The organism is Bradyrhizobium sp. 2TAF36 (genome assembly GCF_052114925.1).
GTDB lineage: Bacteria > Pseudomonadota > Alphaproteobacteria > Rhizobiales > Xanthobacteraceae > Bradyrhizobium > Bradyrhizobium barranii.
The window spans coordinates 15,619-42,112 of sequence record NZ_JBFRFR010000063.1 but is presented as its reverse complement, the minus strand read 5'-3'; the positions used below and the strand labels follow the sequence as shown (position 1 = coordinate 42,112).

Annotated in this window: 28 protein-coding genes and 1 pseudogene; 11 read left to right on the top strand and 18 right to left on the bottom strand. The window is 61.6% G+C overall.

Features of this window, described 5'->3' with window-relative positions; genetic code table 11:
- Positions 1–5: 5 nt before the first annotated feature.
- From AB4Z51_RS31390 to AB4Z51_RS31370, 5 genes are all read right to left on the bottom strand, one after another.
- A complete protein-coding gene (locus tag AB4Z51_RS31390; RefSeq protein ID WP_135215118.1) occupies positions 6–773 on the bottom strand; it encodes an ABC transporter permease in 768 nt (255 codons plus the stop codon).
- Positions 770–1,555: an ABC transporter permease gene (locus tag AB4Z51_RS31385; protein ID WP_135215119.1), complete on the bottom strand. Its 786-nt coding sequence runs from the start codon at positions 1,553–1,555 to the stop codon at positions 770–772. Before AB4Z51_RS31385 ends, AB4Z51_RS31390 begins: the two co-directional genes overlap by 4 nt.
- Positions 1,552–2,397, bottom strand: a complete 846-nt coding sequence (locus tag AB4Z51_RS31380) for an ABC transporter ATP-binding protein (RefSeq protein ID WP_441498690.1) — start codon at positions 2,395–2,397, stop codon at positions 1,552–1,554. Before AB4Z51_RS31380 ends, AB4Z51_RS31385 begins: the two co-directional genes overlap by 4 nt.
- 124 nt (positions 2,398–2,521) lie before the next feature.
- Positions 2,522–4,216: a dihydroxy-acid dehydratase gene (gene ilvD / locus AB4Z51_RS31375; RefSeq protein ID WP_166100142.1), complete on the bottom strand. Its 1,695-nt coding sequence runs from the start codon at positions 4,214–4,216 to the stop codon at positions 2,522–2,524.
- A gap of 75 nt (positions 4,217–4,291) precedes the next feature.
- Complete coding sequence (locus AB4Z51_RS31370) at positions 4,292–5,275, bottom strand: ABC transporter substrate-binding protein (RefSeq protein ID WP_038958560.1); 984 nt, start codon at positions 5,273–5,275, stop codon at positions 4,292–4,294.
- Between the two features lie 166 nt (positions 5,276–5,441).
- Between AB4Z51_RS31370 and AB4Z51_RS31365 the strand changes: the two genes are divergently transcribed.
- A complete protein-coding gene (locus AB4Z51_RS31365) occupies positions 5,442–6,350 on the top strand; it encodes an NAD(P)-dependent oxidoreductase (protein WP_441498689.1) in 909 nt (302 codons plus the stop codon).
- A gap of 24 nt (positions 6,351–6,374) precedes the next feature.
- Here the strand turns inward: AB4Z51_RS31365 and AB4Z51_RS31360 are convergent, their stop codons facing one another.
- From AB4Z51_RS31360 to AB4Z51_RS31345, 4 genes are all read right to left on the bottom strand, one after another.
- The gene (locus AB4Z51_RS31360; protein WP_354123894.1) at positions 6,375–6,938 is read right to left on the bottom strand and encodes a flavin reductase family protein; all 564 of its coding nucleotides are present in this window, start codon (positions 6,936–6,938) and stop codon (positions 6,375–6,377) included.
- A gap of 9 nt (positions 6,939–6,947) precedes the next feature.
- Positions 6,948–8,177 carry an acyl-CoA dehydrogenase family protein gene (locus AB4Z51_RS31355; RefSeq protein WP_135215125.1) on the bottom strand — a complete coding sequence of 410 codons (1,230 nt, stop codon included), beginning with the start codon at positions 8,175–8,177 and terminating at the stop codon, positions 6,948–6,950.
- 189 nt (positions 8,178–8,366) lie between these two features.
- Positions 8,367–9,635: a CaiB/BaiF CoA transferase family protein gene (locus AB4Z51_RS31350; protein WP_167768092.1), complete on the bottom strand. Its 1,269-nt coding sequence runs from the start codon at positions 9,633–9,635 to the stop codon at positions 8,367–8,369.
- A gap of 660 nt (positions 9,636–10,295) precedes the next feature.
- Entirely contained in the window at positions 10,296–10,619 is a 324-nt protein-coding gene (locus tag AB4Z51_RS31345) for a hypothetical protein (protein ID WP_135215178.1), read from the bottom strand.
- 551 nt (positions 10,620–11,170) lie between these two features.
- Here AB4Z51_RS31345 and AB4Z51_RS31340 point away from each other — a divergent pair.
- From AB4Z51_RS31340 to AB4Z51_RS31330, 3 genes are all read left to right on the top strand, one after another.
- Complete coding sequence (locus AB4Z51_RS31340) at positions 11,171–11,515, top strand: response regulator (protein WP_135215179.1); 345 nt, start codon at positions 11,171–11,173, stop codon at positions 11,513–11,515.
- Between the two features lie 239 nt (positions 11,516–11,754).
- A complete protein-coding gene (locus AB4Z51_RS31335) occupies positions 11,755–13,284 on the top strand; it encodes an FAD-dependent monooxygenase (RefSeq protein WP_441498688.1) in 1,530 nt (509 codons plus the stop codon).
- Positions 13,285–14,289: 1,005 nt separating this feature from the next.
- The gene (locus AB4Z51_RS31330; RefSeq protein ID WP_135215129.1) at positions 14,290–16,278 is read left to right on the top strand and encodes an acyltransferase family protein; all 1,989 of its coding nucleotides are present in this window, start codon (positions 14,290–14,292) and stop codon (positions 16,276–16,278) included.
- 914 nt (positions 16,279–17,192) lie between these two features.
- Here the strand turns inward: AB4Z51_RS31330 and AB4Z51_RS31325 are convergent.
- Positions 17,193–17,975, bottom strand: coding sequence for an outer membrane protein (locus AB4Z51_RS31325; RefSeq protein WP_071911808.1), 783 nt, complete (start codon positions 17,973–17,975; stop codon positions 17,193–17,195).
- A gap of 111 nt (positions 17,976–18,086) precedes the next feature.
- Between AB4Z51_RS31325 and AB4Z51_RS31320 the strand changes: the two genes are divergently transcribed.
- The 4 genes and pseudogenes from AB4Z51_RS31320 to AB4Z51_RS31305 all read left to right on the top strand — a co-directional run bounded on the left by AB4Z51_RS31320 (position 18,087) and on the right by AB4Z51_RS31305 (position 19,899).
- Positions 18,087–18,689 carry a helix-turn-helix domain-containing transcriptional regulator gene (locus AB4Z51_RS31320; protein WP_135215130.1) on the top strand — a complete coding sequence of 201 codons (603 nt, stop codon included), beginning with the start codon at positions 18,087–18,089 and terminating at the stop codon, positions 18,687–18,689.
- Between the two features lie 356 nt (positions 18,690–19,045).
- Positions 19,046–19,293: pseudogene (locus AB4Z51_RS31315) on the top strand (SOS response-associated peptidase); the annotation flags it as partial.
- A gap of 211 nt (positions 19,294–19,504) precedes the next feature.
- Positions 19,505–19,705, top strand: coding sequence for a hypothetical protein (locus AB4Z51_RS31310; RefSeq protein WP_135215131.1), 201 nt, complete (start codon positions 19,505–19,507; stop codon positions 19,703–19,705).
- Complete coding sequence (locus AB4Z51_RS31305) at positions 19,702–19,899, top strand: hypothetical protein (RefSeq protein WP_028153017.1); 198 nt, start codon at positions 19,702–19,704, stop codon at positions 19,897–19,899. Before AB4Z51_RS31310 ends, AB4Z51_RS31305 begins: the two co-directional genes overlap by 4 nt.
- Positions 19,900–19,937: 38 nt before the next feature.
- Here AB4Z51_RS31305 and AB4Z51_RS31300 read toward each other — a convergent pair whose 3' ends face one another.
- The 3 genes from AB4Z51_RS31300 to AB4Z51_RS31290 form a co-directional block, all read right to left on the bottom strand.
- Entirely contained in the window at positions 19,938–20,186 is a 249-nt protein-coding gene (locus AB4Z51_RS31300) for a hypothetical protein (RefSeq protein WP_014493719.1), read from the bottom strand.
- Between the two features lie 454 nt (positions 20,187–20,640).
- Positions 20,641–20,832, bottom strand: coding sequence for a hypothetical protein (locus tag AB4Z51_RS31295; RefSeq protein ID WP_231142698.1), 192 nt, complete (start codon positions 20,830–20,832; stop codon positions 20,641–20,643).
- A gap of 42 nt (positions 20,833–20,874) precedes the next feature.
- Positions 20,875–21,189, bottom strand: a complete 315-nt coding sequence (locus tag AB4Z51_RS31290; RefSeq protein ID WP_135215132.1) for a hypothetical protein — start codon at positions 21,187–21,189, stop codon at positions 20,875–20,877.
- A gap of 127 nt (positions 21,190–21,316) precedes the next feature.
- Here AB4Z51_RS31290 and AB4Z51_RS31285 point away from each other — a divergent pair, with 127 nt between their 5' ends.
- Positions 21,317–21,475 (top strand): hypothetical protein, encoded by a 159-nt coding sequence (locus tag AB4Z51_RS31285; RefSeq protein WP_193560894.1) that lies wholly within the window; start codon positions 21,317–21,319, stop codon positions 21,473–21,475.
- A gap of 167 nt (positions 21,476–21,642) precedes the next feature.
- Positions 21,643–21,828: a hypothetical protein gene (locus AB4Z51_RS31280; protein ID WP_014493715.1), complete on the top strand. Its 186-nt coding sequence runs from the start codon at positions 21,643–21,645 to the stop codon at positions 21,826–21,828.
- A gap of 34 nt (positions 21,829–21,862) precedes the next feature.
- On the opposite strand, the gene AB4Z51_RS31275 is transcribed toward AB4Z51_RS31280, so the two are convergent.
- Entirely contained in the window at positions 21,863–22,036 is a 174-nt protein-coding gene (locus AB4Z51_RS31275) for a DUF3606 domain-containing protein (protein ID WP_085405743.1), read from the bottom strand.
- A 96-nt stretch (positions 22,037–22,132) separates the two neighbouring features.
- Positions 22,133–22,402, bottom strand: a complete 270-nt coding sequence (locus AB4Z51_RS31270) for a hypothetical protein (protein WP_354134643.1) — start codon at positions 22,400–22,402, stop codon at positions 22,133–22,135.
- 325 nt (positions 22,403–22,727) lie between these two features.
- On the opposite strand from AB4Z51_RS31270, the gene AB4Z51_RS31265 reads away from it, so the two are divergent.
- The gene (locus tag AB4Z51_RS31265) at positions 22,728–24,095 is read left to right on the top strand and encodes an NRAMP family divalent metal transporter (RefSeq protein WP_441498687.1); all 1,368 of its coding nucleotides are present in this window, start codon (positions 22,728–22,730) and stop codon (positions 24,093–24,095) included.
- Between the two features lie 116 nt (positions 24,096–24,211).
- On the opposite strand, the gene AB4Z51_RS31260 is transcribed toward AB4Z51_RS31265, so the two are convergent.
- The 3 genes from AB4Z51_RS31260 to soxC form a co-directional block, all read right to left on the bottom strand.
- A complete protein-coding gene (locus AB4Z51_RS31260; RefSeq protein WP_135215133.1) occupies positions 24,212–24,496 on the bottom strand; it encodes a hypothetical protein in 285 nt (94 codons plus the stop codon).
- Positions 24,497–24,609: 113 nt separating this feature from the next.
- Positions 24,610–25,152, bottom strand: a complete 543-nt coding sequence (locus AB4Z51_RS31255; protein ID WP_441498686.1) for a c-type cytochrome — start codon at positions 25,150–25,152, stop codon at positions 24,610–24,612.
- On the bottom strand, positions 25,139–26,410 hold the full coding sequence (gene soxC, locus AB4Z51_RS31250) for a sulfite dehydrogenase (protein ID WP_441498685.1): 1,272 nt from the start codon (positions 26,408–26,410) through the stop codon (positions 25,139–25,141). Before soxC ends, AB4Z51_RS31255 begins: the two co-directional genes overlap by 14 nt.
- Between the last annotated feature and the right edge of the window lie 84 nt (positions 26,411–26,494).

Here is a 26,494-nt window from a genome sequence, read left to right as displayed (position 1 = left end):
TCAGATCACGCTTCGGGGAAGCCCCGCAAGAGATACGATCGCAGGGCACCCAGCAAGCCGTTCAGGATCAACCCCAGCAGCGAAATCGTGATCAGCGGTACGAACATGTCGACGGCCTGAAAAGTTCGGGCCGCCGTCACCAGCACGTGCCCCAACCCGTCCGTCGACGTGATCATCTCGGCCAGAAACACCACGATGCAGGAAATGACAAGGCCGATCCGGCAGCCGGTCAGGATCGAGGGCATCGCTGCCGGCAAGACCACCTTGAACAAGATTTCATAGCGCGGCGTTCCCGCTGCCATCGCCGACCAGATCAGCTTCTGCTCGACGGCTGATGCGCCGTAATAAGTGGACAGCAGAATGGGAAAGAGTGCGTCCGCCGCCACCAGCGTGATCTTCGATCCGTGGCCGAAGCCGAGCAGAAGCAACAGCGCCGGATAGAGTGCGACTTTAGGCAACGGCGCCAATACGCGCACGATTGGCCGAACTACGGCATTGATCGCTTGATTGGCGGCCGCGGCGATGCCGATACTTACACCGAGCACGACCGCAATCGCAAAGCCGGCAAACAGCCGGATCAGGGTCGCCGCGATCTCCTGCTGAAACGTCCACGTCACGAGTTGCTGGAGCAACCTGCTGAAGACGTATCCCGGGGGCGGCAGCAAGACCGCAGGCGCAAAGCCGAACGATACGAGGCCTTGCCAAACCGCGATCACCAGCGCGATTGGCGCGAGCCCGAGAACGACGTTTGCTGAGGGAAGACGCGATGTCATGAGAAGCTCAGCGGCATGTCGAACTGAGGCTCGGACCAGCGCACCAGCCGTGCGCGGACCCGCTCGAAAATCGCATCGAGGCAAATTCCCATCGCCCCCACGATGATGATCATCGCGAAGACGGTGTCGTATTGGCCCATGTCCAGCGCATTGAACAGAATGTTGCCGGCGCCGGACTGGCGGGCGATCATCTCGCTGGTGATCATCGTGATCAGCGCCAGCACGAGACCGGTGCGACATCCGGTCAGGATCTCCGGCAGCGCCGCCGGCAGCACGATCCGCACCAGCCGTTGCAGCGGCGAAAGTCCCATCGCGGCGCCCGACCACAGCATCTTCTCTTCGACGGCCTGGGCGCCCTCAAAGCTGTGATAGATCACGGGGAGGCTGACGCCGAGGAAGATCACCAGCGTCTTCGTGATGTCGCCGACGCCCAGCCAAAGCATGATGATCGGCATCAGCGCCGCTTTCGGCACCGGATAGATCACCATTAGAAGCGGGTTGAAGAAGGCCGCGACGGCGCGGCTACGCCCCATCAACAGACCCAGCGGGATCGAAACCAGCACGGCTACGCCGAATCCGATCGCCATGCGGCGAAGCGAGGCCAGGATGTTGATCAGCGACTCCTTGTCGCCAAGGATGTCCGGGATCGCGCGGATCGCCTCGATCGCCGTCGGAAAGCTGTCGTTCTTCAGCGCGAGCGACGCGACCTGCCACACCGCCAGCAGCCCGATGCAAGCGAACACCGGGGCGGCACGTCTGGAGGCTGCAGCCAGCGATGTCATGACGGCGATCCGGTTTCGTCAACCTCGTCGAACATGCGCTCGATGTCGACGACGTATTTCTGGTAGCGCGGATCGAGCAACAGCTCGTTGCGGCGACGCGGCCGAGGCAGATCGATGTCGATCACCTGCCGAATGCGGCCGGGAGATTTCGACATCATCACGACCTTGTCCGACAGGAAGACGGCCTCGTCGACCGAATGGGTCACGAACAGCACCGTCTTGCGGTCACGCTCCCAGATGTTCAGGAGATCATTCTGGAGGCGTGTACGGGTGTGCGCGTCGAGCGCGCCGAACGGCTCGTCCATCAGCAGAACTTCAGGGTGGTAAGCCAATGTCCGGGCCAGCGCGACGCGCTGCTTCATTCCACCCGAGAGCTCCTTGGGATAAAAGTTCTCATAGCCTTTGAGGCCGACCATCTCGATCAAGGCCCGGCTCTGTGCTCCGGCCTCGGTGGCAGGCACACCTTGCTGGCGCGGGCCATACATCACATTGCCCAACACGGTCTTCCAGGGAAACAGAGCGAACTCTTGAAACACTGGTCCGCGATCCGGACCCGGCCCCGTGATCGTCTGTCCCTTCATCCTCGCCACGCCGCTGGTCGGGTTGACGAAGCCGCCGACGATATAAAGAAGTGTCGACTTGCCGCAGCCGGACGGACCAAGGATGGAAACGAAGGCTCCTTCCCCGATCGTCAGCGAGATGTCCGATAGCGCCAAATGATCCTTGCGCGCCGAGGTCTGGAAAACCTGGGAGACGCGGTCGATCTCGATGATCGCAGAAGCCGGCCTTTGTGACGTCACCGGATTCACCCATTCGCTCGATCTCGAAGGCACTACCCTCATCCCGTCTCTCGCTTGACTCACGCGCGAACGTCACGCAACCGATCCGTTGATGTCCTCCATCAGCCGATCGAGCTTAGCAAGAAACTTGCCAGACAGGCGGTCATTCTCGCACGGAAGCGGCGCATCATTCGAACCAAGGCCATTCTGCAGGGCCCTCATGTGTGACGGCCCCGCCCGGCGCCTGTCCGACCAGCCGCGCATACTTTGCGAGCGCACCTGCACGGTGACGGGGCGGCCTCGGCTTCCAATCGCGTCGGCGCGCCGTGAGTTCCTGGTCGTCGACCAGCATATCCATCCGCCGGTTTGCGGCATCGATCCGGATCCTGTCGCCGTCGCGAACAAGCGCCAACGGACCGCCGACAAACGCTTCGGGGGACACGTAGCCGATGCACATGCCGCGAGTAGCGCCGGAGAACCGTCCATCGGTGATCAGGGCCACTTTCTCGCCCATACCCTGGCCGTAGATCAGCGCGGTAACGCCGAGCATCTCACGCATGCCCGGGCCGCCGACTGGCCCTTCATTGCGGATCACCAGCACCTCGCCCGCCGTGTAGGCGCGGTCACGGACCGCTTTGACACACGCCTCCTCATCTTCGAAGACGCGCGCAACGCCCTCGAAGTGCTGACTCTTTAAACCTGCGACCTTGATCACCGCACCGTCTGGACAGAGATTGCCCTTCAGAACCGCCACGCCACCATCAGGCATGATCGGCGCACGAGACGCGTAAACGACTTCACCATCGGGAGCGTTGGCCGCGCCATATTCTTCGGCGAGCGTGCGCCCCGTGACGGACAAGCAGCTCCCATCGATGTGCCCACTCTGGATCAACTCGCGGATCACGACGGCCGCGCCGCCGATGTCGTAGACATCCTTCGCAGTGTACTTGCCGCCCGGCCGCAAGTTTCCAATCAGCGGCGTCCTGGCAAAGACCTTGCCGACGTCATCGATCGTGAATGCGATCCCGGCCTCATTCGCGATCGCCGGCAGATGCAGCGCAGCGTTGGTCGAGCCGCCCGTGGCGGCAACAATCGCCGCACCGTTCTCGAGGGATTTCCGAGTCACGAGGTCGCGCGGCAGCGGGCCGCCACGTTCCAGCATCTCCATCACCAGCCGCCCGGCGCGGCGCGAGATCTGTGCACGTTCGGCATAGACACCGGGCACCATCGAGACGTTGGGAATGGTCAGCCCCATCGCCTCCGACACCATCCCCATCGTGTTCGCGGTAAACTGGCCCGCGCACGCGCCAATGGTCGGCAGGCAGGCGCGCTCGATCCGTTCGAGCGTGGCGCCGTCGATCTCTCCGGTCATGAAGCTGCCGACAGCTTCATAGGAGTCGAGCACCGTGAGCGTCCGCCCGTCCACCCGGCCCGGCAGCGAGCTGCCGCCGTAGATGAAAATGGACGGTACGTTGCAACGAACCATGCCCATCATCACGCCGGGAAGTGTCTTGTCGCATCCGCCGTACCCGATCAGCGCGTCATAGGCGAGACCATGAACGACGGCTTCGATCGAATCGGCAATCAGCTCGCGCGAAAAGAGAGAAAACTTCATTCCCTCGTGATTCATGCTGATGCCGTCGGAGACCGACACGGTGGAGAATTCGCGCGGCGTGCCACCCGCCTCCTCGATTCCCGTCTTTGCCGCGGCCACTTGGAAGTCGTGGGTCATATTGCAGGGCGTCTGCTCGCCCTTCATGCTGACGACGCCCACCATCGGCTTGGCGATCGCTGCGTCGTCGAGCCCCATTGCGCGCATGAAAGCGCGGTGTGGGGCCCGGTCGAGGCCGTCAGTCGTGACCCGTGATCGCAACTTCTTCATGCGCGCATCTTTTTCATGCAACGTCCGGGATGATCCGGGACGCCGCGCCCCTTGTTGGGACAATTCGCCCGTCGCCTATTCCAGCGGCGCGACGATCGTCGCGTGCTTGAACTGCATGGCATCCAGCTTCGGCAGCATTCCGGTCTCCGCGTAGATGTCCAGCATCTTCTGGATCGCGGGGAAGTTCGGCGCCGCACCCGGATCGCGGCCGAAATCGTTGTCCTTGAGCAGATAGGTCTCAAGCACCGGAATAGGCGCCTTCAGAACCTCATTCACGACCTTTAGCGTCTCTTCGCGGTTGGCCAGCGCTTTCTTCATACCTGAGGTAATGTCACGCACGTAGGCCTTCACCAAGTCGGGGTTCTTGTCGACGAAATCAGCGCGGCAGGCTTCCAGGATGTGCACGATGTTCGGCATCGCCTGCGACAACGAGAACAGCTTTCTTGTGCCCCCCTTCGCCTCCGCACGTGCGGCAAACGGCTGGTTCATGTTGACTGCGTCGACGCGGCCCTGACGCAGAGCATCTTCGGAGACGGCAAATCCGACCTCGACCAGCTTGATGTCCTTCGCCGGATCGACACCATTCTGCTTGAGCAACAGGTTGAAGGGGCCTTGCGTGCCGCCGCCGATCACGGAAATGCCGACCGTCTTGCCTTTGAGATCGGCGATCGTCTTGATCGGCGAGTCATCCATCACCGCCCAATAGACCGAGAAACCGCCGGGCTTCTCGAAGACGTGCTGCGCCACGATGTAGGCCTTGAGATTGCCGCCAACCACACCGTTGGCGAGCGACAGCGGCGCTTGCGTCGCGCAGTCCAGCGCGCCGGCCGCCAATGCCTGCGTCATCGGCGCGGTGCCCTGAAATTGGGTCCATTCGATGTTGTAGGCCTTGCCGATATTGGGAAACTCAGCCGGCCTGCGCATCATCCAGTACTTGGATTCCTCGGCCGGAATGGTCCAGCCGACGCGAATGGTCTGCTGTGCCCATGACGGGCCTGCCCCCGCGCTCGCAGCCGCGGCCGCTCCCAAAGCCAGGATCCACTTCGAAACGGTTCGCATCGTGCCCACTCCGCTGCTCCGGCGCCGACCGGCGCCGCCCAACCCGACCACTCAAATGTTTCATGGTTCAAACAATCAGGCAAGCCATGCGAGCCGGACGGTTTCGCTGTCCGACCCGCAATGTATGGTAAGGCGGCGTTTGCGCTGCGACAGAAGGAGGCAACCTATGGCTGATGCGAGCAAGACAAACCCGCAGGGCGTCGAGAGGCTCGGCTATCTCGGCCTTGGACTGATGGGAACGCCGATGACCCGGCGCTTGCTCAAAGCCGGCCATCAGGTCGCTGTCTGGAATCGTTCGGAGGGCAAGGTCGCTCCGCTCGTCGCGGCCGGCGCCAGGCGCGCAGCCACGCCCCGCGACATGTTGGCGAACGCGGATATCGTCTTCATGTGCGTAACCGATGCCGCCGCCGTCGAAGACGTGATTTTCGGCCCCGACGGTCTTGCAGCGGCTTCCGGCGCAGGCAAGCTCGTCGTTGACTTCTCGTCAATCCATCCCGACGCCGCGCGCGATCTTGCAGCGCGGCTGAAAGACGCGAATGGCGCAGGCTGGATAGATGCGCCGGTGTCCGGCGGCACCAAGGGCGCAGAGGAAGGCACGCTCGCCATCATGGCCGGCGGAGAAGCTGCTGACATCGAGCGGRCACGGCCCTACGTGCTGCACATAGCACGCAGGTTCACCCACATGGGCCCGATCGGGGCTGGCCAAACCACAAAACTCTGCAACCAGGTGATCGTCGGATGCGCGATGGCCGTTCTGGCGGAAGCAACGCGCCTTGCCTCGAACGCAGGAATTGACGCAAGCCGGCTGCCCGAGGCGCTCGCCGGCGGCTTTGCGGATTCCATCCCGCTTCAACTCTTCGTGCCGCGCATGGTCCAGGGCATCCACTCGCCGCCGCTTGGCCATATCGCGACAATGCTCAAGGATCTCGACACGGTCGCCGATGTCGCCCAGGCGACGTCAACGCCGGTGCCGATGGCGACCCTCGCGGGACAGATATTCAGGCTGGCCAAGGCTGCACGCGGCGCCGACGCGGACGCTTTGGAAATCTACAAGCTCTCGGCCACAGACCGCTGAGCCGACGCGCGTCCTTGAATCGCCTTATGGCAACTTCTTGCGTTCATCATCAGCTAGGAACCGGCCATACCCCCCGCGCGCAAACAGCAGGGGCTCCTTGGCACTGTAGGCATAGGCCTCGACCGCGCCGAGAAAGATCACGTGGTCACCGCCATAATAGCGATTGACCGATCGGCATTGAAAGTTGGCTACACTCTCGGCAAGCACCGGCGCGTTCCCGAGGCCCGGGGTCCAGTCGACCCCGGCGAACTTGTCCTCGGACGATTTTGCAAATTTGTTTGCAAGCGCCTGCTGCGACGTGCCGAGTATGTGAACGGCGAAATGGCTGGCGTTCTGAAACACGGGGAGGCTTGAGGAATAGAATCCGAGGCTCCACAGGACCAGAGGGGGATTCAGCGAGACTGACGCGAACGAATTGCAGGTGATGCCATAGGGCTTTCCATCAGCGGCCATGGCCGTGATGATCGTTACGCCCGTTCCGTATGTGCCAAGCGCGTTGCGAAAATCGCGAGGATCGATCGGCGAACTGTCGCTGGCGAGTTCATTGGCTGGATCGGAAATGGCCGGCTGCTTCGGCAGGTCATTCATCGGCCGGCCTCACAGCGTGAGATTCTCGGACGGCAGGCCCAGAGCCACCCGTCCGTAATTGGTTCCGGCCGCATCGAAGTTGAACGCAAGATGCGAGTTGATCGCGTGCGCATCGCGGAACTGCCGCTGCAACACGCCCGTCGTGAACAGACCGCGCGCTCCGCTCGCCGCAAACAGCATCGAAACTGCGTCGGTGCACAGATTCACCGAAAATGCTCCATCGCGACGATATCTGGTCTTGGTCGCCATATCAGGAATACGATCGCGCCTCGCATCTTCCATTGCATTGACGCAGGCCGAACGCATGATCAGGCGCGCAGCGTCGATCTTGGCCGAGGCTTCCGCGATCTTGATCTGCGTGCTTTGAAAGTCGCTGAGCTTGGCACGGTTGTAGGTCGAGATGCGATGACGCGCGACCTCCGCATAATCGTCGAGACATACTTGAGCGTTCCCCAGCGCGACGCCAGAGAGGACGTAAGGAAAAAGCGAGAACACAGGTAGCGAATACAGCGGATTGGGATTGACCTTGCTTCCCGGCGTCGGGCCGCCGGCAAGATCACCGACCGCGACCGTCATATAGTCGGCCACGAAAGTGTCCCTGACTTCGACGTCGCAGGAGCCGGTACCGCGCAGTCCCGTAACATTCCAGGTGTCGAGCACCTTGTAGTCGACTTTCGGCAACAGGAAGATTCGGTACTCGATGCCGTCCGCTTCGTCGTCAGAATAGACAACGCTTGCAAGCATGTTCCATTCGCAGGAGGCAACGCCCGAGGAGAACGGCCAGCTGCCGTGCAACCTGTAACCGCCCTCGACCCTCGTGGCACGACCAGCTGGAAAAATGAACGAGGACGCAATCAGCGCGTCGGGATCACGGCGCCAGACCAGATCCTGCGCCTTCTGCTCGAACATGCCGAGCATCCAATGGTGGCTCGCCAGGTTAGCGAGATTCCACGCCACTGACGCATCCGCCATTCCCAGCAGTTCGGCGCAGTCGACAAGAGCGACATAGTCAAGCTCGGCACCGCCGATGCGCTTCGGCTGCAGCATGCGGAACAGGCCGGCGTCGTGGAGATCCTTCTCGGTTTCCGTCGGAAGATGCCGCAGTTCCTCCGTACGGGCAGCCCGCTCTCGCAGCCGCGGCACGAGCGCCCGGGTCCTCGCGATCATTGCCGCATAGGCGCGTTCGCCGGCTTCCTGCCCCGTCGGCTGGCCCATGCTCGGCTCTTGACCAGGCGCCATTCGTGTCCCTCGCTTTCACATAGTTATGCGGCGGGAACTTCGCCGAATCAAGCTGGGCAGGGTTAACGTTGCGTGGTCGCCCCTACACCCCAGCTGTTCGCAGGAATGCGATGTCGCGTACACCGTGTTCTCAAAGCAGCTTTCCGCAAGCTTTGCGATGCCTGGCTCCACGGAGCTGACCGCTCAAGCTTAGCCTGAGGTCGATGGCTTGCCTGATCCAAAGACGCCCTTCTGAGTGAACTCCGAAATCCGGCGCTCGTCGTAACCGAGCGTATCACGCAGGACGTCTTCGGTATGCTCGCCTAACAAGGGAGCAGCGACGGGATCAATTGCTCCCGTCAGGCTCATATTGATCGGAGGTTCGATATTAGGGACCCACTCCGCGGTACGGTGCGGAATCCTGTTCAGGCGATGACGCTCGCGGGCCTCGGGCGCATTGAACCCCTCCTCGACCGTTCGGAGATAGCCGACCGGGATATTGGCCAGCTTCATCTTTGCCATCCAGTTCTCGAGGGTATCGCTCGCGAAGACCTCTGCAATGGCTGCCCGCAGGAGCTCCTTGTTCTCAGAGCGCGCCTTGCGCGACGCGAACTGCGGATCAGTGATCAAATCGGGGCGGTTCAGCACCTCGACCACCAGCCGACGATAGAGCCGGTCATTGGCGCAGGCCAGGTAAAGCGGCCCATCGGAAGCTTCATAGACACCGACCGTGGGGGACCCGTTCGGCGAATTACCGAACCGGCCAGGGTTTTCGCCGTTGATCAGATAGGCCATGCCGTAGAAGCCGGTCATGCCCATGGCGACGTCGAACAGGGCGACCTCGACATGCTGCCCACGGCCGAGCCGATCGCGCGCCAAAAGCGCCAGCAGGATGGCGTTGCAGGCGGACATCCCCGTCGCCATGTCCACGATCGGGGGGCCGGTACGAACCGCAGGCCCATCGGCAAACCCATTGAGGGACATGAAGCCGCTTTCCGCCTGCGTGATGGGATCGAAGCCGGGCCGCGCGGCAAATGGTCCTGAGCGTCCGTAAGCYGAGATCGAGCAATAGACGAGCCGCGGGTTGAGCGGCGCGACCGCCTCGTAGTCGAGGCCGAATTTCTTCATGACTCCACTTGAAAAATTCTCCACGACCACATCCGCCTTCCGGATCAGGTCCAATGCGATCTCGCGAGCCTGCGGCACGGTCAGGTCGAGCGCGATACCGCGCTTGTTGCGGTTCAGGCTCAGATAAGCGGCGCTTTCGCCGCCGATTTCGGCGTGCTCGTAGGCGCGCGTATCGTCGCCACCATCCGGATTCTCGATCTTGATGACGCGTGCACCGAAATCGGCAAGCGTCTGCGTGCAGGCCGGCCCCGCCACGACCCGCGTAAAATCGACGACCAACAGACCGTCGAGCGCGGTAGGCGCGCCCGTCGCCCGCGACGAACGTTCCGGTAATTGAGGCTTGGTGGGCATCGACGGCGCTCCCTTACATCGGCTTATGGTTGCCGAATTTCTTGCAAGAGCAAACTTAAAGCCCGGCGCCGCCAACTTCGCAAGTGCTTCACCCGCATCGCTTCAATACGCAAAAAGAGCCCGGCAGCCATCAAGCCGTCGGGCCCGAACATTTTGGGAGTGCGAGCTACGCTGTGTCTCGCATTGGCCATCCTGCACCGAGAAAAACTCGTTCCGCATTACGGGAAACCCCGCTCAGCGAAGCCACTTCCGCCAATAGAGCGTGTGCGCCGAGGCCTCGGGTCCTCTGGCTCGAAGAGCCGATAGCCCGCCTGGATGAAGTTGTCCGTCGTATTCAAGAGAATGGCATCCCTTTCGATACGCAGCCCCCTGAAGTCCCCGCTCCGAATGCCGTCGCAGCACGCCGACCCTGAGAAGTAGCGCCGTTTCGAATGTGCGTCGACGGTATGACGCCGGCAAATGCGACCGCCTCATCGCCATGCCACCACGCTCCCAACTCGAATTGCGGCATGGCCGCCGCGTCGAAGAGCGTCGACCGATGCAGATCAGCCAACGTATCGACGAGGTCGTCATCGGATGCATCAACGATACGAATTTTGTACGGCCCGTTTGCGGGAAATAGCGTGCGTGCAAGTGCAGAGATGTCGGCACCGTGGGAGCTCACTTGCCCAGCACGACCCTAACGCCTAGCAAAACGGCCCCCATCAGTCCGGTCGCGATCACCGTGATAACGGCCTTGAAGGTGTAGCTCTGCGCCTGCTCCACGCTCTTTCGCCACCTCCGCACGTGTTGGAGATCAGCCCTTAGCTCCTTCCGGTCGTCGTGTTCGATTCCGAAGGAAGTTAGCACCGATGCGACGGCCTTCAGTACGAAGGCATCGATGCTCTCCTGTTGCAGCCTGTGTTGCTCGGCAAGTGTCTCAGCCACGATCGCCCTGATTTCATCATCTGGTTGATGATCCTTGCAACGTTCTCGAAACGACACTTGGCGAAGTAGAAGGATACAATCAGTCTCGGTCAGCATCCGCGCCTTAGACGTCTTCCGTCGCGCGGGCGGGCGGGCCGGCTCGCTCGCGAGCTCGCCTTCGATCTCATCTTTCAAGAAAATGTCTCCCACAACACGATTGCAACCAAGCCCGCGAGTGCGAGCGATATCAGTTAGGCGGTCATCGTCTCTCCACTAAAAGGAAGAAAGCGGCAGATCGCGTGACCAAGCGCGATCGTCTCGGGCGCGAACCCTATGTCCGTGAGCCCCGAGACCGCAGCGGCGCGAGCAACGGACCCGGCGCCGCGCCGGTCGGCGTTCCTTGAACGTGGTCTAGCGAGTGCGTGGCCGGATGCGCGGCCACCGTCTGATCTCAAAATCGAGACGAAAAACCCGCGGCGGGTGCTTCCAGCGCGGGTGACCAAACTCGTCTCGATGATGTCATTTGCCAGTGTTTCGACATGTCAAACATCCCTCGTTCGACCACACCGTGCCGGAACTTAGCCGAAGAGCGGCGCGTTTATTCCTTCGGTCAAAGGACCGTGCGCGCGATGAGCCATACTGTACTGGTTGTTGACGACGATCCCGGCGTCCTCGACGTCATCGTGGGCATGCTGGAAGATCTCGGCTGCGAGGTGACAAGCGCCCAAAGCGGCCCGGATGCGCTTGATCGGCTCAGGCAGAACGAGAACATCTCCATCCTCATCACGGACATCAGTATGCCGGGCATGGACGGTCAGAAACTGGCCGAACTGGCGAAGCAGCTACGCCCGGAATTGAAGATCCTGCAATTATCGGGGCGCGAACCGCGGCGCGGGGGCCTGCCAATGATCAGGAAGCCGTTTTCGTTCGAGGAGCCCCCCGACACCATGCGGCGAACCACCGGCGTTCGCTGAACGCCAGAGCCCAAAAGAAAACCCGCGGCGGGAGCTCCCGCGCGGGTCGAACCAAACTCAGGTCGATGATGCCATTCAGCCGGTGTTTTGCCCGACGTGTCAACACGGCGAACGCGGAAGAAGGAGCCCTTCCTCCCAGTTTGATATGTGGTGCGCAAGGGGCTTGCTTCAAGTCCCCCGCCCTGCCGTAGAACCCCCGCCCCAATGAGCATCCAAAGCAGCAACGCGAGGGGGTCCACATGCCTGTATTGCTTCCGTCGTCCCGGCCGCGCGGCCGTACCAAGCGGGCCGGCGCCAGCCGCGCGAGTCACCATGCCGTGCTGATCGCCGGCGGCGGCCCGACCGGTTTGATGCTGGCCGCCGAGCTCGCGCTCGCGGATGTCGACGTCGCCGTGGTCGAGCGGCGCCCGGATCAGGAGCTCGTCGGTACGCGGGCCGGCGGATTGCACGCGCGGACCATCGAGATCCTCGATCAGCGCGGCGTCGCGGAGCGCTTCCTGCGCGAGGGGCAAGTCACCCAGCTCGCGGGCTTCGCCTGGACCAGGCTCGACATCGGCGATCTCCCCACCCGGCACGCTTATGGCCTCGCGCTGCGGCAGAGCCACATCGAGCGCATCCTGGCCGACTGGGTCGAGGAGCTCGCGGTGCCGATCTATCGAAACTCCGAGGTGATCGGCTTCGTTCAGGATGCGACCAGCATCGACGTTGCGCTCGCCGGCGGCAAGACATTGCGCGCAAGCTACCTCGTCGGCTGCGACGGCGGTCGCAGCCGGGTACGCAAGAAGGCCGGCATCGATTTCGTCGGCTCCGATCCGACGCTCAGCAATCTCATGGCCGAAGTCGAGATGCGCGACGAGCCGGTATGGGGTCTCCGCCACGACGCCATCGGCTTTCACGGCCTCAGCAAGGCGGAGAGCGGTCGCGTGCTGGTCGTCGTGACGGAAGCGACGCTCGACCGCACCGGCGAACCCGGCCTGCGCGATCTCAGCGATGCGCTCGTCGCCGTGTACGGCACCGACTTCGGGCTCCAAAATCCCGCCTGGATCTCCCGCTTCACCGATGCGGCGCGGCAGGCCGTGTCCTATCGCCGGGAGCGCGTGCTGCTCGCCGGCGATGCCGCGCATATCCATCACTCCGTCGGCGGGCAAGGCCTCAACACCGGCGTGCAGGACGCGGTCAATCTCGGCTGGAAGCTGGCGCAGGTGGTCAGGGGAATTTCGCCCGACGGCCTGCTCGATACCTACCACGCCGAGCGTCATCCCGTTGCTGCGCGCGTCTTGCGCAACACCCTGGCGCAAATCGCCATGCTCCGCCGCGGCGAGGCTGGCCTCAAGGCCGCGCGCGACGTGGTGTCCGACCTGCTCGCCATGGACGAGCCGCGCCAACGTTTTGGCGCGATGATGAGCGGACTCGACATCCGCTATGATCTCGGCGAAGGACACGAACTGCTCGGGCGCCGGATGCCCGATCTCGACCTGATCGTCGAGGGCCATCCGCAGAGATTGTTCACGCTGCTGCACGGAGCGCAGGCCCTGCTGATCAATTTCGGCAAGTCCGGCGGGTTCGACATCGCACCCTGGGCAGACCGCATCAGGGTCGTCAACGCCAGCCACGACGGCGCGTGGGAGCTCCCCGCCATCGGGCAGGTCGCCGCGCCCGAAGCCGTGCTGGTTCGGCCAGACGGGCACGTGGCGTGGGTCGGCGATGAAAGCCAACGAGGACCCGAGGACGCGCTGACCACCTGGTTTGGACCGGCTGCTGCGGTGTAGCGCGCGAACGTCAGAGGCGCCATACAAACAAAGCCCGCGGGATTCCGCGGGCTTGATTGGCATCAGGTTTTCGAAACACGGCTCAATATCCGAACATTACGCCGCTCGCTGCTCTCCGAAGGCAAAGGTCACACGTTCGAATCGTGTCGGGTGCGCCAGTGTTTCTCTCGATCTACCAACCTCTTAGAGCGTTGGTGGTAGCTCCTCAAAAGCTCCTCAGACCGGCCGGTCACAAGCTGGTCACGCGAGAGGAGCTTTTTGAATGGCAAGCCTACGGTTCAGGAACGGGAAGTGGCAGGTCCAAGTCAGACGCCACGGACACACACAACAAGCCAAGTCGTTTCAATCAAAATCTGATGCACAACGTTGGGCACGGCAGATCGAAGCCGAGTTAGATCGGACTTTGATCCCCAATGACGTACGATCTCTCAATACAATCACTGTTGCGCAGCTTCTCAYGCGCTATCGCGACAACGTCACCAATGAGAAGGCACGCCAGTGAGAGGCGCTGAGAGGCTTCAGAGATCCGTCGTTCAGGATGTACCGCAATACGCTGAGACGGACTGGCATGGCTCTGAGGGGCCGCGTCAGCCCCGCTTATGCGGTCGGCAGCGACCATACCGAATTACGCGATCATATCGCTGGTCAGTTTCGTACGGGAATGCGTTGGGAGAGGTATCGGCAATGGGAAGTCGATCATATCAGGCTGCTTTCGTCGGCGCGAACACCAAGCGAATTGATCGCGCTATGCCACTTCAGCAACCTCCAACCGCTGTGGCGAAGCGAGAACCTAAGAAAGGGCGGGGCCTAGCGCCCTGTCCACTCCCTCGTGCATCTGTCTTTTGCCTTTTTCCCCTAGAGTTAGACCCCAATAGCGGGATTGGCCCTAGCTGTTTGTCTAGATCGCTGTACGGCGGGTAGGACGGCTACCTTTATTTGAAGCCAAAATTGAGGTTTACACCCTGAAATCCTCTCAGGTAATAGACTGCAATCCAGTAGAAATATTTGGAAACGTTGCAGCTTCTGGTGGCCTCATTGGAGATGATAGGTTCGGAGGGGACGAGCTTTCGCAGGGAAATCGTTCAACTTCGAGCGATTGCTGTCCTGAGCGTTCTGCTGTTTCACTTGAAAGTACCGGGCTTTCAGGGCGGCTTCGTCGGAGTCGACGTCTTTTTCGTCATCTCCGGCTACTTGATCACTCGCAATATCCTCGTGGACGACGCTGGCGGTCGCTTCTCCTTCAGCGCGTTCTACTTGCGACGAACGAGGCGCATCTATCCAGCCCTGATCTTCACGGTGCTTATGACGTACCTGTCGGGCGCGTTATGGACGGCGCCTCTACTGTTTCTCGATATTGCGAAGGAGTGCACGCATGCGCTGCTGTCGATCGCAAACATCCAATATTGGAGAGAAGCAAGCCATTACTTCGCAGCGAAGTCGGACGAACTCGCTCTGCTTCACTGTTGGTCGCTGTCGCTTGAAGAGCAGTTCTATCTTATTTGGCCCGCACTCCTGATCGCCGCGGCGCGCGTTGGATGCATAAGATCGGCAATCGTCCTGTTGTCGCTTGCATCCTTCTTGGCCACGATATGGGTTGGCCCCATCGACAGCTCTGCCGTTTTCTTCTTGATGCCGTTTCGCATGTTCGAGTTCGGTTGTGGCGCCTTGGTGCTTTTCGCCGGTCAAACGCCACGCCGCCAATCGGTCCGTGAATTGCTTTCGGCGGCTGGCTTCGCTGTGATCTTGTCCAGTGCCCTTTTGTTGCAGCCAGACACGTCACGGCAAGAATTGCTCGTTGTGATCCCATGCCTTGGCGCTGCTGCTGTGATTTGGACCGGAGATACAACCTTCGTTTCTCGCGCTCTACGCTCTCAGGCGCTAACCGCCATCGGAACAATCTCGTATTCACTCTATCTTTGCCACTGGCCGATCATTTTCTACTCGCGCTTCATCTTTGGTGAGGCGGCCGACACTGCTGGAGGCAATATAGTCATGCTTGTAACGATGCTTTTCGTCGCTACCAGCATGTACTATTTCGTGGAACGTCGCTTCATCGTTGCTGGAGGCGCAGCCTCTGGAGCGCCGTTGAAGACATTGATGAAATTCAGCGCGGCTATTCTGGCATTTGCGATTCTGACTCACGCAACATTCATTCTGAAGGGCTTTGCATGGCGGGTGCCTGAGTCGGTTTTGGCGGATGGAAGGCTCGACAGTTCTCCCACTACTGATCAAGTCGTTTGGCCGCCGGGCCTACCGATTGTTGACTTGGCTGGAGACTCCCATGCTGAAATGTACGTGGCGGCAATGTTGCCGTTAGTCGAGAGCCTAGGTGGAAACCTTCAGTACATTGGCACTGCCGGATGCCCGATTGTCAAAGGAGCAGCCATCAGATCGCGACGACGCGTGGATTGTCTTCGGGGTCGCGATGAGCAAATCGCTCAACTTGAGACCCAAACGCGCCCGCTGATATTCATCCAGCGGTGGGAAACCTATGACGATGCGGGCATCGATTACGACCAACCAGGCATGTGGCCGAACGATGCTGGATCGTTCGCCAAGCTCGAAGCGGCCCTTTCTGAGACGCTACGCGTGTTAACGCCTGTTCGGCGTGTAATGATTGTGGGCGCCCAAGTTCCTGCCGGCTGCGAGATCAATCGGCCGCGGTTACTTCAAGGGCCGCTGCCTCATGTGCCACCTCCCCCATGTTCGCCCATGTCAAAGGTGAACGCGGTAGCGGCGGGCGCAGCCATCAATGCAATGCTCGCCCGTGTGCAGTCTAAGTATCCCGGAAGGGTCGACTTGCTCAAACCGGTCGATTATCTCTGCTACCAAACGTGCCCAACGTATCACGCAGGCCATTGGCTTTATTGGGACGCTACGCATTTTACCTTGGCCGGATCGACTTTCATGACCGATAGGGCTGCCTCAACATTTCGCACGTTCATCCTGGGTCGATCGAACGCGATGTCTTCAGGCGCACCAACTGAGAACTGATCCATTTCGCCTTCGCGCTCGACGAGGTCCGTCCTCTCGCATACTTCGTCGTGCGCGTGGTGCACGTTGTCGATCACGTATGAAGTAACAGGAGTAAGATTTGGATTCATGCACGAGCTCTCCTGTGTCCGACAAGTACACGCTGGGATGTGCGCCAACTTAAACTTGCGAAGAATGACGGATTTTTTTGTGGGGGCATCAGATAGGTTGACGCTTGCAAGTTTCCCCCATGCCGCGTGCGTCGGCAAATTGTGGTCACAGCACTGTCACAACGGTCACATCAATTGGGCTTGCCTCGACTTGACCTTTGGGGGGTACGCCCCCTACCATATTGTCGTGATCGCCAGTGTTTTCAGGGACTTTTGAGACTTGCACTAGAGAGACGCCAAGCCCACCGAACCGGTCGCGTTGCCCTCCAATGCAGCCGTTTCACCCGGCGAGCCGACGCCTAGAGCCGGGCTCTGTGGTCTGTATGCAAGCGCGTCGGCCATCCAGCGCGGCCAACCGGTCAATTCCGCAATGCCTTGAACTGGGGGATCTGACTCAATCCGCGGTTGGCGCGGCTTCTGTCGGTCAGTGCTCATGTATTCTCCTGCGAACGCAGCCAAAGCTCTTCGTCGAAATCGCCCGTCGCGCCGAAGCTTCCAAGAACGCTCAGCCACAGCCGCCGGCAACGTAGCCGAGGCCGAAAGCACCCCCGACCTTCATTACCGGCCGAAACGACAAAGCCCGCCGCGGAGGTCCGGGCGAGCGTAATTCGGCATTCAATGTGATCGTGCAGGTCATTTTRCATATTCCAGCGCTAGGCGTTTGCCTGGATCCCATCGCACTTCGTGTTGCACGAGCGTTCAGGACAAACGAAAAAGCCCCGGCGATGCCGGGGCTTTGACGTCTGAATTTTGGTTCAGTTCAGATCAGTACTTCGCGACGACCGGACCGGTCCAGTTGAAGCGGTAGACCAGCGAGGTCGAGATCGTCTGATTCCAGCTGTTGGCACGGATGCTGTTGCCGACCGGAACGTTGCCGACGTCGAACAGCTCGTCCTGGGTCTTGGCGTTGTAGAAGGCCGAACGATATTCGGTCTTCATGAACCAGCCGGGCGAGCTGATGCCGAAGAAGTTCAGGCTATTCTCGACGCCGCCACCGATGAACCAACCGTTGCGGTTGTAGCTGTTGAGGTGGGCACCGACGGGAACGCCGGCGAGGTCCGTGAAGTTGGTCTGGCCGAAGTGGGCGCCCGAGTAACCGCCGTTGACGTAGGTGAGAACGTTCGGGGCGGCCAGCCAGCCGAGGCGCACACCAGCGGCCCACGACGTCTCGAGCTTCTGGGAGCCCGTGATCTGATTGAGCGGATCCTGGATGGTGGCGCGGATGCTGCCGAACTGACCGTCAGCGAACACGCCAGCGACCCAGGTGCCGCTGAACTGCCAGTCGTAACCGGCGCCCACGGTGCCGAACCAGCCCGAGCCGCCCTGGCGCTGTGTGATCGTCAGCGGCGTACCGGAAACCGTATCCACAACGCTCTGGTCAGCATTCGAGAGGCCGCCACCGCCACCGCCGAAAATGTAAAAGCCGGTCCAATTGGCGACCGGCGCCGGCATCGGAGCCTTCACATAGGGACGGGCAGCCAGGTCAGCGGCCGAGGCCGAACCGGTCATCGCCACAACCGCGGCGAGAGCGAGCAAAGTCTTTTTCATTGTCAAAATTACCCCAAGTGGAAGCGTCGTCGATGTCTGTGAGGTAATCTAGACGTATTGGCCGATAATGCTGTAGCTGGAAGGCCACAGTGACGGACAAACGCTCTGGAAATGCTGGCTGGCAACGAAGAAGACATAGCCAATTTAGTCCGCGACAATCCAGCGGCTATAGCCATCTATCTATCTGATAACTTTGAAGAAAATGAGATACTAAAGGCTAAGACGGCGCTCAGCCTCGTCACGCGAGCTCATAACGTACAGATCCTGGCACGGGACGCGGGCCTTCGACGCGACACCCTCTATAGGACGTTTGGCGGTCGAATCGACCCGCAGCTCAGCCGGGTTCTTAGGCTGCTCGAAGCGCTGAACGTAAAGGCCCGGGTTACGCCTGCGTCCGGGATCGCCAGCCCCAGCGCGATCGCTACACGGCTCAGTCAAGCCTTCGCTTTCGACGATCCGACTGACACCATCCGGGAGCTGAGCACCGTCGTCAAATCGCAGAACGTCACCTCGCTCGCGCGCGAACTCGGCATTATGCGGACGACGGTTTACAAGACGTTCGGAGGAACCGTCGATCCGCAGCTAAGCCGGGTCCTAAGTCTCTTTGAGACTTTCCGGGTCAGGCTGGAGGTCGTGCCGTCGACTGAGCCCAAGGTCAGACCACCCCGTCCGAAGCTTGGTCGACCGCGAAAGACCCTGGTCGAGCGGCCTTAGCATTTCTCAAGTTGAGCCCCGTTCCCAGCACTTATCTGCGACCGGGCTGGTGGACTCGTAGGGGAAATTCTTTCAAGCCAGAAAACGGCAAAGAAAACCCGCGGACCTCGCATGATGTGCAGGACCGCGTACCACGTCCCGCGACCAGTGCGGCGGCGGCGAGTACCTCACGGTAGTGATCCGCGAGCTTAGCAATGCCGAGCCAGTCTGGGCGGCCCCCTTCGACACCTCGCCAGCCTCGAAAGCGAAGCCCCTGAGATCGACTTCGCTCAGCCACCTCTTTTCGAATAGGTGGTACTTTCCGAATGGGTCGAAAGCGTCAGCCCGTGCATTTCGGAATCCCTGCCCTGCGCTAGGTCCCCGGGACGTTGGTCTATGGCTTTCTCACGACGGCGCCGAATGCCATTGTCGAGCCCATTCATCAAAAGGCAATGCCGGTGATCCTGACGACGGCCGAAGAACGAGATGTTTGGCTGCGGGCGCCATGGGACGAGGCCAAGGCGCTGCAACGGCCTTTGTCAGATCAAGCGCTCAAAATCGTGGCGCGGGCGCAGACAAGGAGGATAGACCTCCAATCGCCGACGCCACTTCCGTTCAATCGTGAACTTAGGAACTACCTGCACGCGATAGGAAATAAACTGCTCAAACCGAGCTGCGATGACGCCCGAGAGATTCTTCGAACCACTTAACAAATGATACTGACTCTCCTCGGCCCGAAGCGTAGAGTTGAAATGTCACCGCAGCGGCACTTGGCATCGGTCGGTGATGAGAACGCCAGTTGCRCTCCCGCCCCACTCTAATGAGGGAGCAGTGTCATGCTGAAGCGGCGTCGGGTTAAACAGGTCAAAACTCTCAAGGAGCGGCTCGCAGACGAGGCTGCACGCCTTCGCGACGAGGCCCAGGCGCTTGCGCCGGGACGGCGCCGTGAGATCCTGCTGCGCCGGGCGCGACAGGACGAGACGGCCATGCAGATCGAGTCCTGGCTGCATTCGCCGGGCCTGAGGGCGCCGACATGAGCCGGCAATACCGCGCCTATCTGGTCGGCGAGAACGGCGTGTTTCGCTCCGCCGAAGCGTTCGAGGCCGATTCCGATGCATCCGCGCTTCGCGTTGCACAACAGTTCACGCGCCGGGGCAACGTCGAGGTCTGGCAGCTCGACCGGAAGATCGGGCTGTTGCTGGCGCAAGCCACGCCGCCCATCGCAGCCTGACTGGCAGCCACGCGCCTGAACCGCCGCACCGGAAGGCGTCACTCCTCCGCAAGCTTGCGCTCGATATAGGCGTCCACCGTCTCGGCGAAGGAGCGCTGCACCCCCACCGCGGCACCATGCTGGTCGAGCGCGTCGCGCTGGAGGACGCGCAGGCCACGCCCCCGGAGGCTGGCCGGCGCGGTGTTCAAGTATTGATCGATGGCGCCTTTGGCGAGCGGAATAGCCCTCGGATCGCCCCTTGCGATCAAGAGACGCAAGAGGCTCTGGCAATCGGCCAAACCGGGCATGGCTCAGCCTTCAGCGTTGCTGCGATTTCGGGTTCGGTCGCTTGACCGGCTGGGTGTGGGTGCCGAACAGCGCCAGCAGAAACGCGACTTCTTCCTTCGAACCGACCTGGATCATGACTTGTCTCCTTCTCGCTCCGTTGGTCGGGGCCAACGGGCGCGGCGTTCAGGACAATCGGGTTTCAGCAATGTTTCAGGCGTGTTTCGTCGAGACCGAAAACGATCTCCAGAACACGATCTACCGGTGCCTGCTGAAGGTCTGCCGATGATGCAAAGGGCCTGCACCGATGTTTTTGTCGGACCAGCCCTAACTCCTGAAAACGGCCCCGGCGCGGGACGGGGGGCTGGGGGCGCCGGAGCCGCCATTCCAGGCCGGCCATCGGCGGTGGGCCGACCACAAAGCTAATTCCAGTTTGGAGCAAGAAGTTCCAATGGGGGACCTGGCAAAGCGAACAGCTCAATACTGAGGACGCTTCAACAGCTCCGGCAATCGCGCGATTGCCGTTGCGATCCGTCGCGCCTCGTCGCGCGATAGATACTGGTGGGCATATTGGTAGCCCCACGAGTGCAGATCATCGCGATGAAGAACGCAGCAGATCGTGAAGCCGTTCGCGTCCTTGACTCGGAAGCACTCCTCTTCCGCGATCATGACCCACGGCGCCGGAAACCGCCTGAGATTGTCCATCCATGATCACTGGCGTGCGTGGCCCCGTTGCTGCTCAATTCCGCGCGGTACGAGGCGGCGCTTGGCAAGACCAGTCCGCGGCGCTGCCGGCGGCCGGCGCGGAACGAAGAGGCTGTTCACAAGAATAGGTTCGCTGTCGCCGAGCCGTGTCCGCTCGTGAACCAGGCCGCTCATCACGACGCGCATCTTCATGATCTCTTCCGCCACGAAGGTGCAGTCCTCGTCGCGATTGATCTGCTCATGCATGATGGCTTCGGCCTCTCGCATGCTGACGCGTAACGCTCTGACGATGTTGCGGATTTCATTGATGCGGTTATCCACGGCCCATCTCCACCTGACGACGGGACAATAAGAACAAATCATGAACAATGAGTCAATACGATCTTCACTTCGGGTTCACGGTGCCTTGCCTAAAGCTGCGGCCAATAACGGCACGTAGGTAGGAAACATGTCCTTTGACCCGATGGCCGCTGCGGTTGACTGGCTTGACGCCTACCGCACCGGCGACATCGAAACGATTTTGGGAATGTACGCCGATGATGCGATCGTCCATTGCGCCTGCGGCGGCATGAAGAGGATTTCGACCCGGCAGGGCCTGCGCGCCTAGTGGGTCGCCCGTCGTGGCCCGCGCGTTGGCACACGGTTCACTCTGCTACCTGACGCTTCGAATTTTATCCAAATGCGGCGAAGCGGATTCGGCGGAATGAAATCTCCCCGCGTCATGCTGGGACATGTCCCTTGCGAGGGCGCATGGGCAAGCTGGAGATTCCGTCGATGTATTACGTCGCCGCCGCATTGCTGGTGCTGTCGGGACTGTTCTACTCCGCGAGCCATCACGAGCTCGGCCAGTTCGGTGCGAACGTGTGCAGCTATGGCAGCACGTTCTGCGACAACCCGGTGGTCGTCTTCACCGGCGGCGCGCTGGCCGCCGCCTGGGGCATGTTCGTCAGCATCAAGTAGCGGCACGCGCGTCGGCGCGCATGCATTGGGCGCGTTACCTCGCCAATTCCTTGCGGACGGCGGCGGCGGAATTGCCGACCTTGTCGACGGCCTTTTGCAACTCCTCCTTCGATATGCCGAGCGCGTGCGTCCAGTACTTGACCTCGAAGGCCTCGTGCATGTTGATCTTGCTGCGGTCCGGTTGCCCGCGCTTCGTCAGATTGTCCATCGCGTGTCCTCCCTCATGGAAGAGCAAACGCCACCATGGACCGGCCGTTCCTAACGGCAGGACGAGACTCATACGGCGGAGCTCACGCGTCGAGGCTCACACGTTCAGCCACAGCATGGAAGCGAGCACCGCTGAAAACAGAAACAGCCCGACAATTGCAATTCTGAAAACCAGATCGGCGGCCAAATGTGCCCCCTTTTGTCGTTGCAAATTCTTTGCTCGTACGGCGCGCGGCCCCGCCTTGGGCAAGGCAGGACCACACCGTGACTTTGCTGACGGGGCGGGTTGAAACGGCCCGTCAAGCAGCACCGCAACGCGCGCATCCAGCTTTGTTTCCAGGTTTTCGGAAGGCGCGAATCGGAGCAACGATAACCCCACCGGTCGGCAAGCGCCACTGGCATGAGAACCAGACCGTGCCGCGCGACAGCGGACAGCCGAGCAGCTGCAGCCTGATCGCCGGCGGGTTCTGAGTCCAGGGATCAGCCGACCGTCGGCGATGTGCTCTGGCGAGCGGCTGGCGATCGCTTTGAACGGGAGGCAAAGGAAGAGCCCACAACCGGTAACGGTGCGGGCTCGACGATCTCTGTGATGGTACTACTCTACGTGTGTTTTGCCCGACGTGTCAAAGGATGACGGGGTGTTGGCATCAGCAGACGGCGCGGGCGCTGGCCGACGCAGGAACTTTGCGGCCATGACGGGCTTGAAGCACACTTCGCAATTCCGGAAGCCGGAAAGTCAGCCCCTGTCAAACCGATCGAAGCAGCACGCCGCCACGCACGACAGCGCCGAAGGATCGGCGAAGTCCGGGCCGGGGCTGCTGCAACGGCTGGGGCCCGGGCTCATCACCGGCGCAGCCGACGACGATCCGTCGGGCATCGCCACCTATTCGCAGGCGGGTGCGCAATTCGGCTACGGGCTGCTCTGGACGGTGTTTCTGACCCTGCCGTTCATGATCGCGATTCAGCTCGTCAGCGCTCGCATCGGCCGGGTCACCGGCAAAGGGCTCGCCGCCAACGTCCTGCAGCTCGCGCCGCGCTGGATCGTGCTGGGGCTCGTCTCGCTGCTCGTCATCGCCAACACCTTCAACATCGCCGCCGACATCGCCGCGATGGCGGAGGCGCTCTCGCTGGTCATCGGCGGGCTCAATCACGAGCACGCCCTGATCTTCGCGGCGGGTTCGACCCTGCTCCAGGTGTTCGTGCCCTATCGCCGCTATTCGCCGGTGCTGAAATTCCTGACGCTGACGCTGTTCGCCTATGTCGCCACCGCCTTCACCGTGGAGATCCCGTGGAGCACCGCGTTGCTCGCCGCGGTATGGCCGAAGGCGACGATCAGCGCCGACTATTTCCTGATGGTCGTCGCCGTGCTCGGCACCACCATCAGCCCCTATCTCTTCTTCTGGCAGGCCTCGCAAGAAGTCGAGGAGATGAACCAGGGCAAGCGCGACAAGCCGCTGCGCGACCTTTCAACCGGGGGCGCCCCTGAAATCGCGCGCATCAAGGCCGACACCATCGTCGGCATGCTGCTCTCCAACAGCATCGCCTTCTTCATCATCCTGACCACGGCGGCCGTGCTGAACGGCAATGGCATCACCAGGATCAACTCGGCGACGGAAGCGGCCGAAGCGCTGCGTCCGCTCGCCGGCGATTTCACCTTCGCGCTGTTCGCGCTCGGCATCATCGGCACCGGCCTTCTGGCGATCCCGGTGCTGGCCGGCTCGGCGGCTTACGCCGTTGCGGAGACTTTCGGCTGGCACGCCACGCTGGAGGCGAAGCCGGAAAAAGCGGTCGGCTTCTACACCATCATCGCGGCCGCAACCATCATCGGCTTCGGGCTCGGCTTCACCGGCATCGACTCGATACACATGCTGGTCTGGAGCGCGGTGCTCAACGGCATCGTTGCCGTACCGGTCATGGCCATGATGATGCTGATCGTCTCGAGCCGTGCGATCATGGGCCGCTTCAAGGCCCGCTCACGGCTGGTCGCGCTGGGCTGGCTCGGCACCGCGATCATGGTGCTGGCCGTCCTCGCTCTGCTCGGCTCGTCCGCGATCGGCTGACCAGACCGGCGACAGCGACGACGAGATCTGCGATGCCAAGATCTGCGACGCCAAAATCTGCGACGCGACGACGATGATGAAGGCCGCGAGCACGGCCCGCACGCTGATGAACCGTATTACGGCGTCACGGGATTGACGGTCGGAGATGTCTTCGGCCCCGGCCGCTCCGGCTCGACCGGCGACTTCGGTGCGGTGGGAAGCACCTTGGCGCCGGCGGCATGTGCGGCCTCGCCCGTCGTCGCATACATCGCAACATGAGCCGGCTGAGTCTTGGCGCGGTTCCACGGCCCGTGATCGACGATCACCATCGCAGCAATCGCCAAGCCGGCCACGATCAGCGCGATCACGCCGGGATGGCGAAGCGCCGAGGACATGGAGTTTGCGAAGCGATGTGTTGTCATCGAAGGACCCGTGCTGTTTCCTCTCGCGGGTTAACTCAAACGCATCCTGCGAGTTCCGCCCTTCGCTTAAGCAAGTTCCGAGCCACTGCGCGGAACCGATCGTCCCGATGCGATCACTTTTTCACGTCCGGGCGCGCGTCGCCGACGAAGCTGTCGCGGTTCGGCATTTTGACAGCCGAAAGCGATTTGGCATCGAGTGTCGCATCGGCTCCCACCAGCCCGTTCAGGTTCAGGATATAGGCGGACACCGCATAGACGTCATCGTCGCTCAGCGACTGCGGCGCGTTCTGCGGCATGGCGCGGCGGATATAATCGAACAGCGTCGGCGCATAAGGCCAATAGCTGCCGACGGTGCGGATCGGCTTGGCCGTTGCGATCGTGCCCTGCCCACCGGCGAGCCGGTCACCCAAGCCACCCTCGCCTTTATCGCCATGGCACGAAGCACATTGCTGGGCGAACACCTCGCGCCCATGGCTGACCGAACCGCCTCCCTGCGGTAGATTGCGGCCGTCACGTCCGACATCGATATTCCAGCCCGCGATCTCCGCAGCCGTCGCAGGGCGACCGATGCCATAAGGGCTTTGCGCCTGCGCTCCGCTCGCGAAGGCACCCAGCACGATTGCGACGGCAACGCCGCAGGTCTCACGCCAGCGCATTGGTCACCTCGCCGTCGGCCGCGATGCGCCAGGGCCAGATCGCGTTGTTGTGGTAGAAATAGTTCTCCCCGCGCACCGCGAGCAGCTCGGCCAGCGTCGGCTGCACATAGCCGGTCTCGTCGACGGCACGGCTCTGGATCACGGCTGGCTTGCCGTCCCATTGCCAAGGCAGGCGGAAGCGCGTGAGGGCGCGCGTCAACACCGGCTCCTGCAATCGCGCATCCTGCCAGCTCCTGCCGTCACCGACCGAAACCTCGACACGCTTGATCTTGCCATGTCCGCTCCAGGCGATGCCGGTGATCTCGTGGAAGCCGGGCGCGCTCAGGCGTTGACCGCCCGAGGGGCGCGTAATGATCGACTTCGCTTCCATGTAGAAGGAAAACTCGCGCGCCGTGCCGTCGGGCAAGAGATCGGTGTATTTCGAGGTCTCTTCGCGCGAATAAGTGGGCTCCGCAGTCACGTGCAGGCGGCGCAGCCACTTCACGCTCATATTGCCTTCGAAGCCCGGCAGAAACAGCCGCAAGGGATAGCCCTGCTGCGGACGCAAGCGCTCGCCGTTCTGGCTGTAGACCAGAAGGGCGTCCTCGAGGCATTTCTCGATCGGAATGCTGCGCGTCAGCGCGGCGGCGTCAGCGCCTTCGGCGACGACCCATTTGGCGTCCGGTTTCAATCCGGCCTCCTGGAGCACGAGCTTCAGGCTCACGCCGGTCCATTCGGCGCAACTCACCAGACCCACGAGGTCCGATGCCGTCTTGCCATAGGGCTTGGTGTAACCGGGATTGCCGGAGCATTCGAGGAAGTGGATGCGCGACTCCGACGGAAAGCGCCTGAGATCGTCCATCGTGAAGATCAGAGGCCGCTCGACGAGGCCGTGCAGCATCAACCGATGCTGCGCCGGGTCGATGGTCGGAACACCGCCATGATGCCGCTCGTAGAACAGTCCATTCGGCGTGATGATGCCGTCGAGCTCCTGCAATGGCGTCCGGCTGGAGGCCGATATGTACTGCTTGAGAGTCTTCGAGATGTTCTTGACGACGCCCTTCTCGAACGGTGACGGCGCGCCATAGGGCTGGGCTCCCATCGGCTCGCCCGGCGCCTTCATCCATTCGGGAATGTTGGGCGGAAGGTTGTCCGTCTCCGCCGCGGCCGACGTAACAGCGCCCAGAACGGCGCCGCCCGCCACCGCGGTGCCGACCTGCAGGAAGCGACGGCGTGTTGTTCTCGCGGATTTTCCGGCGGCGTCGATCGTGCTGCTCATTGCGGATCCTCGGCTGAAGCGCGACCCGCATCAAACCCTCCGCGAAGGGCGTTTGCAATCCGCACCTATTTCAAAAACAGGCGA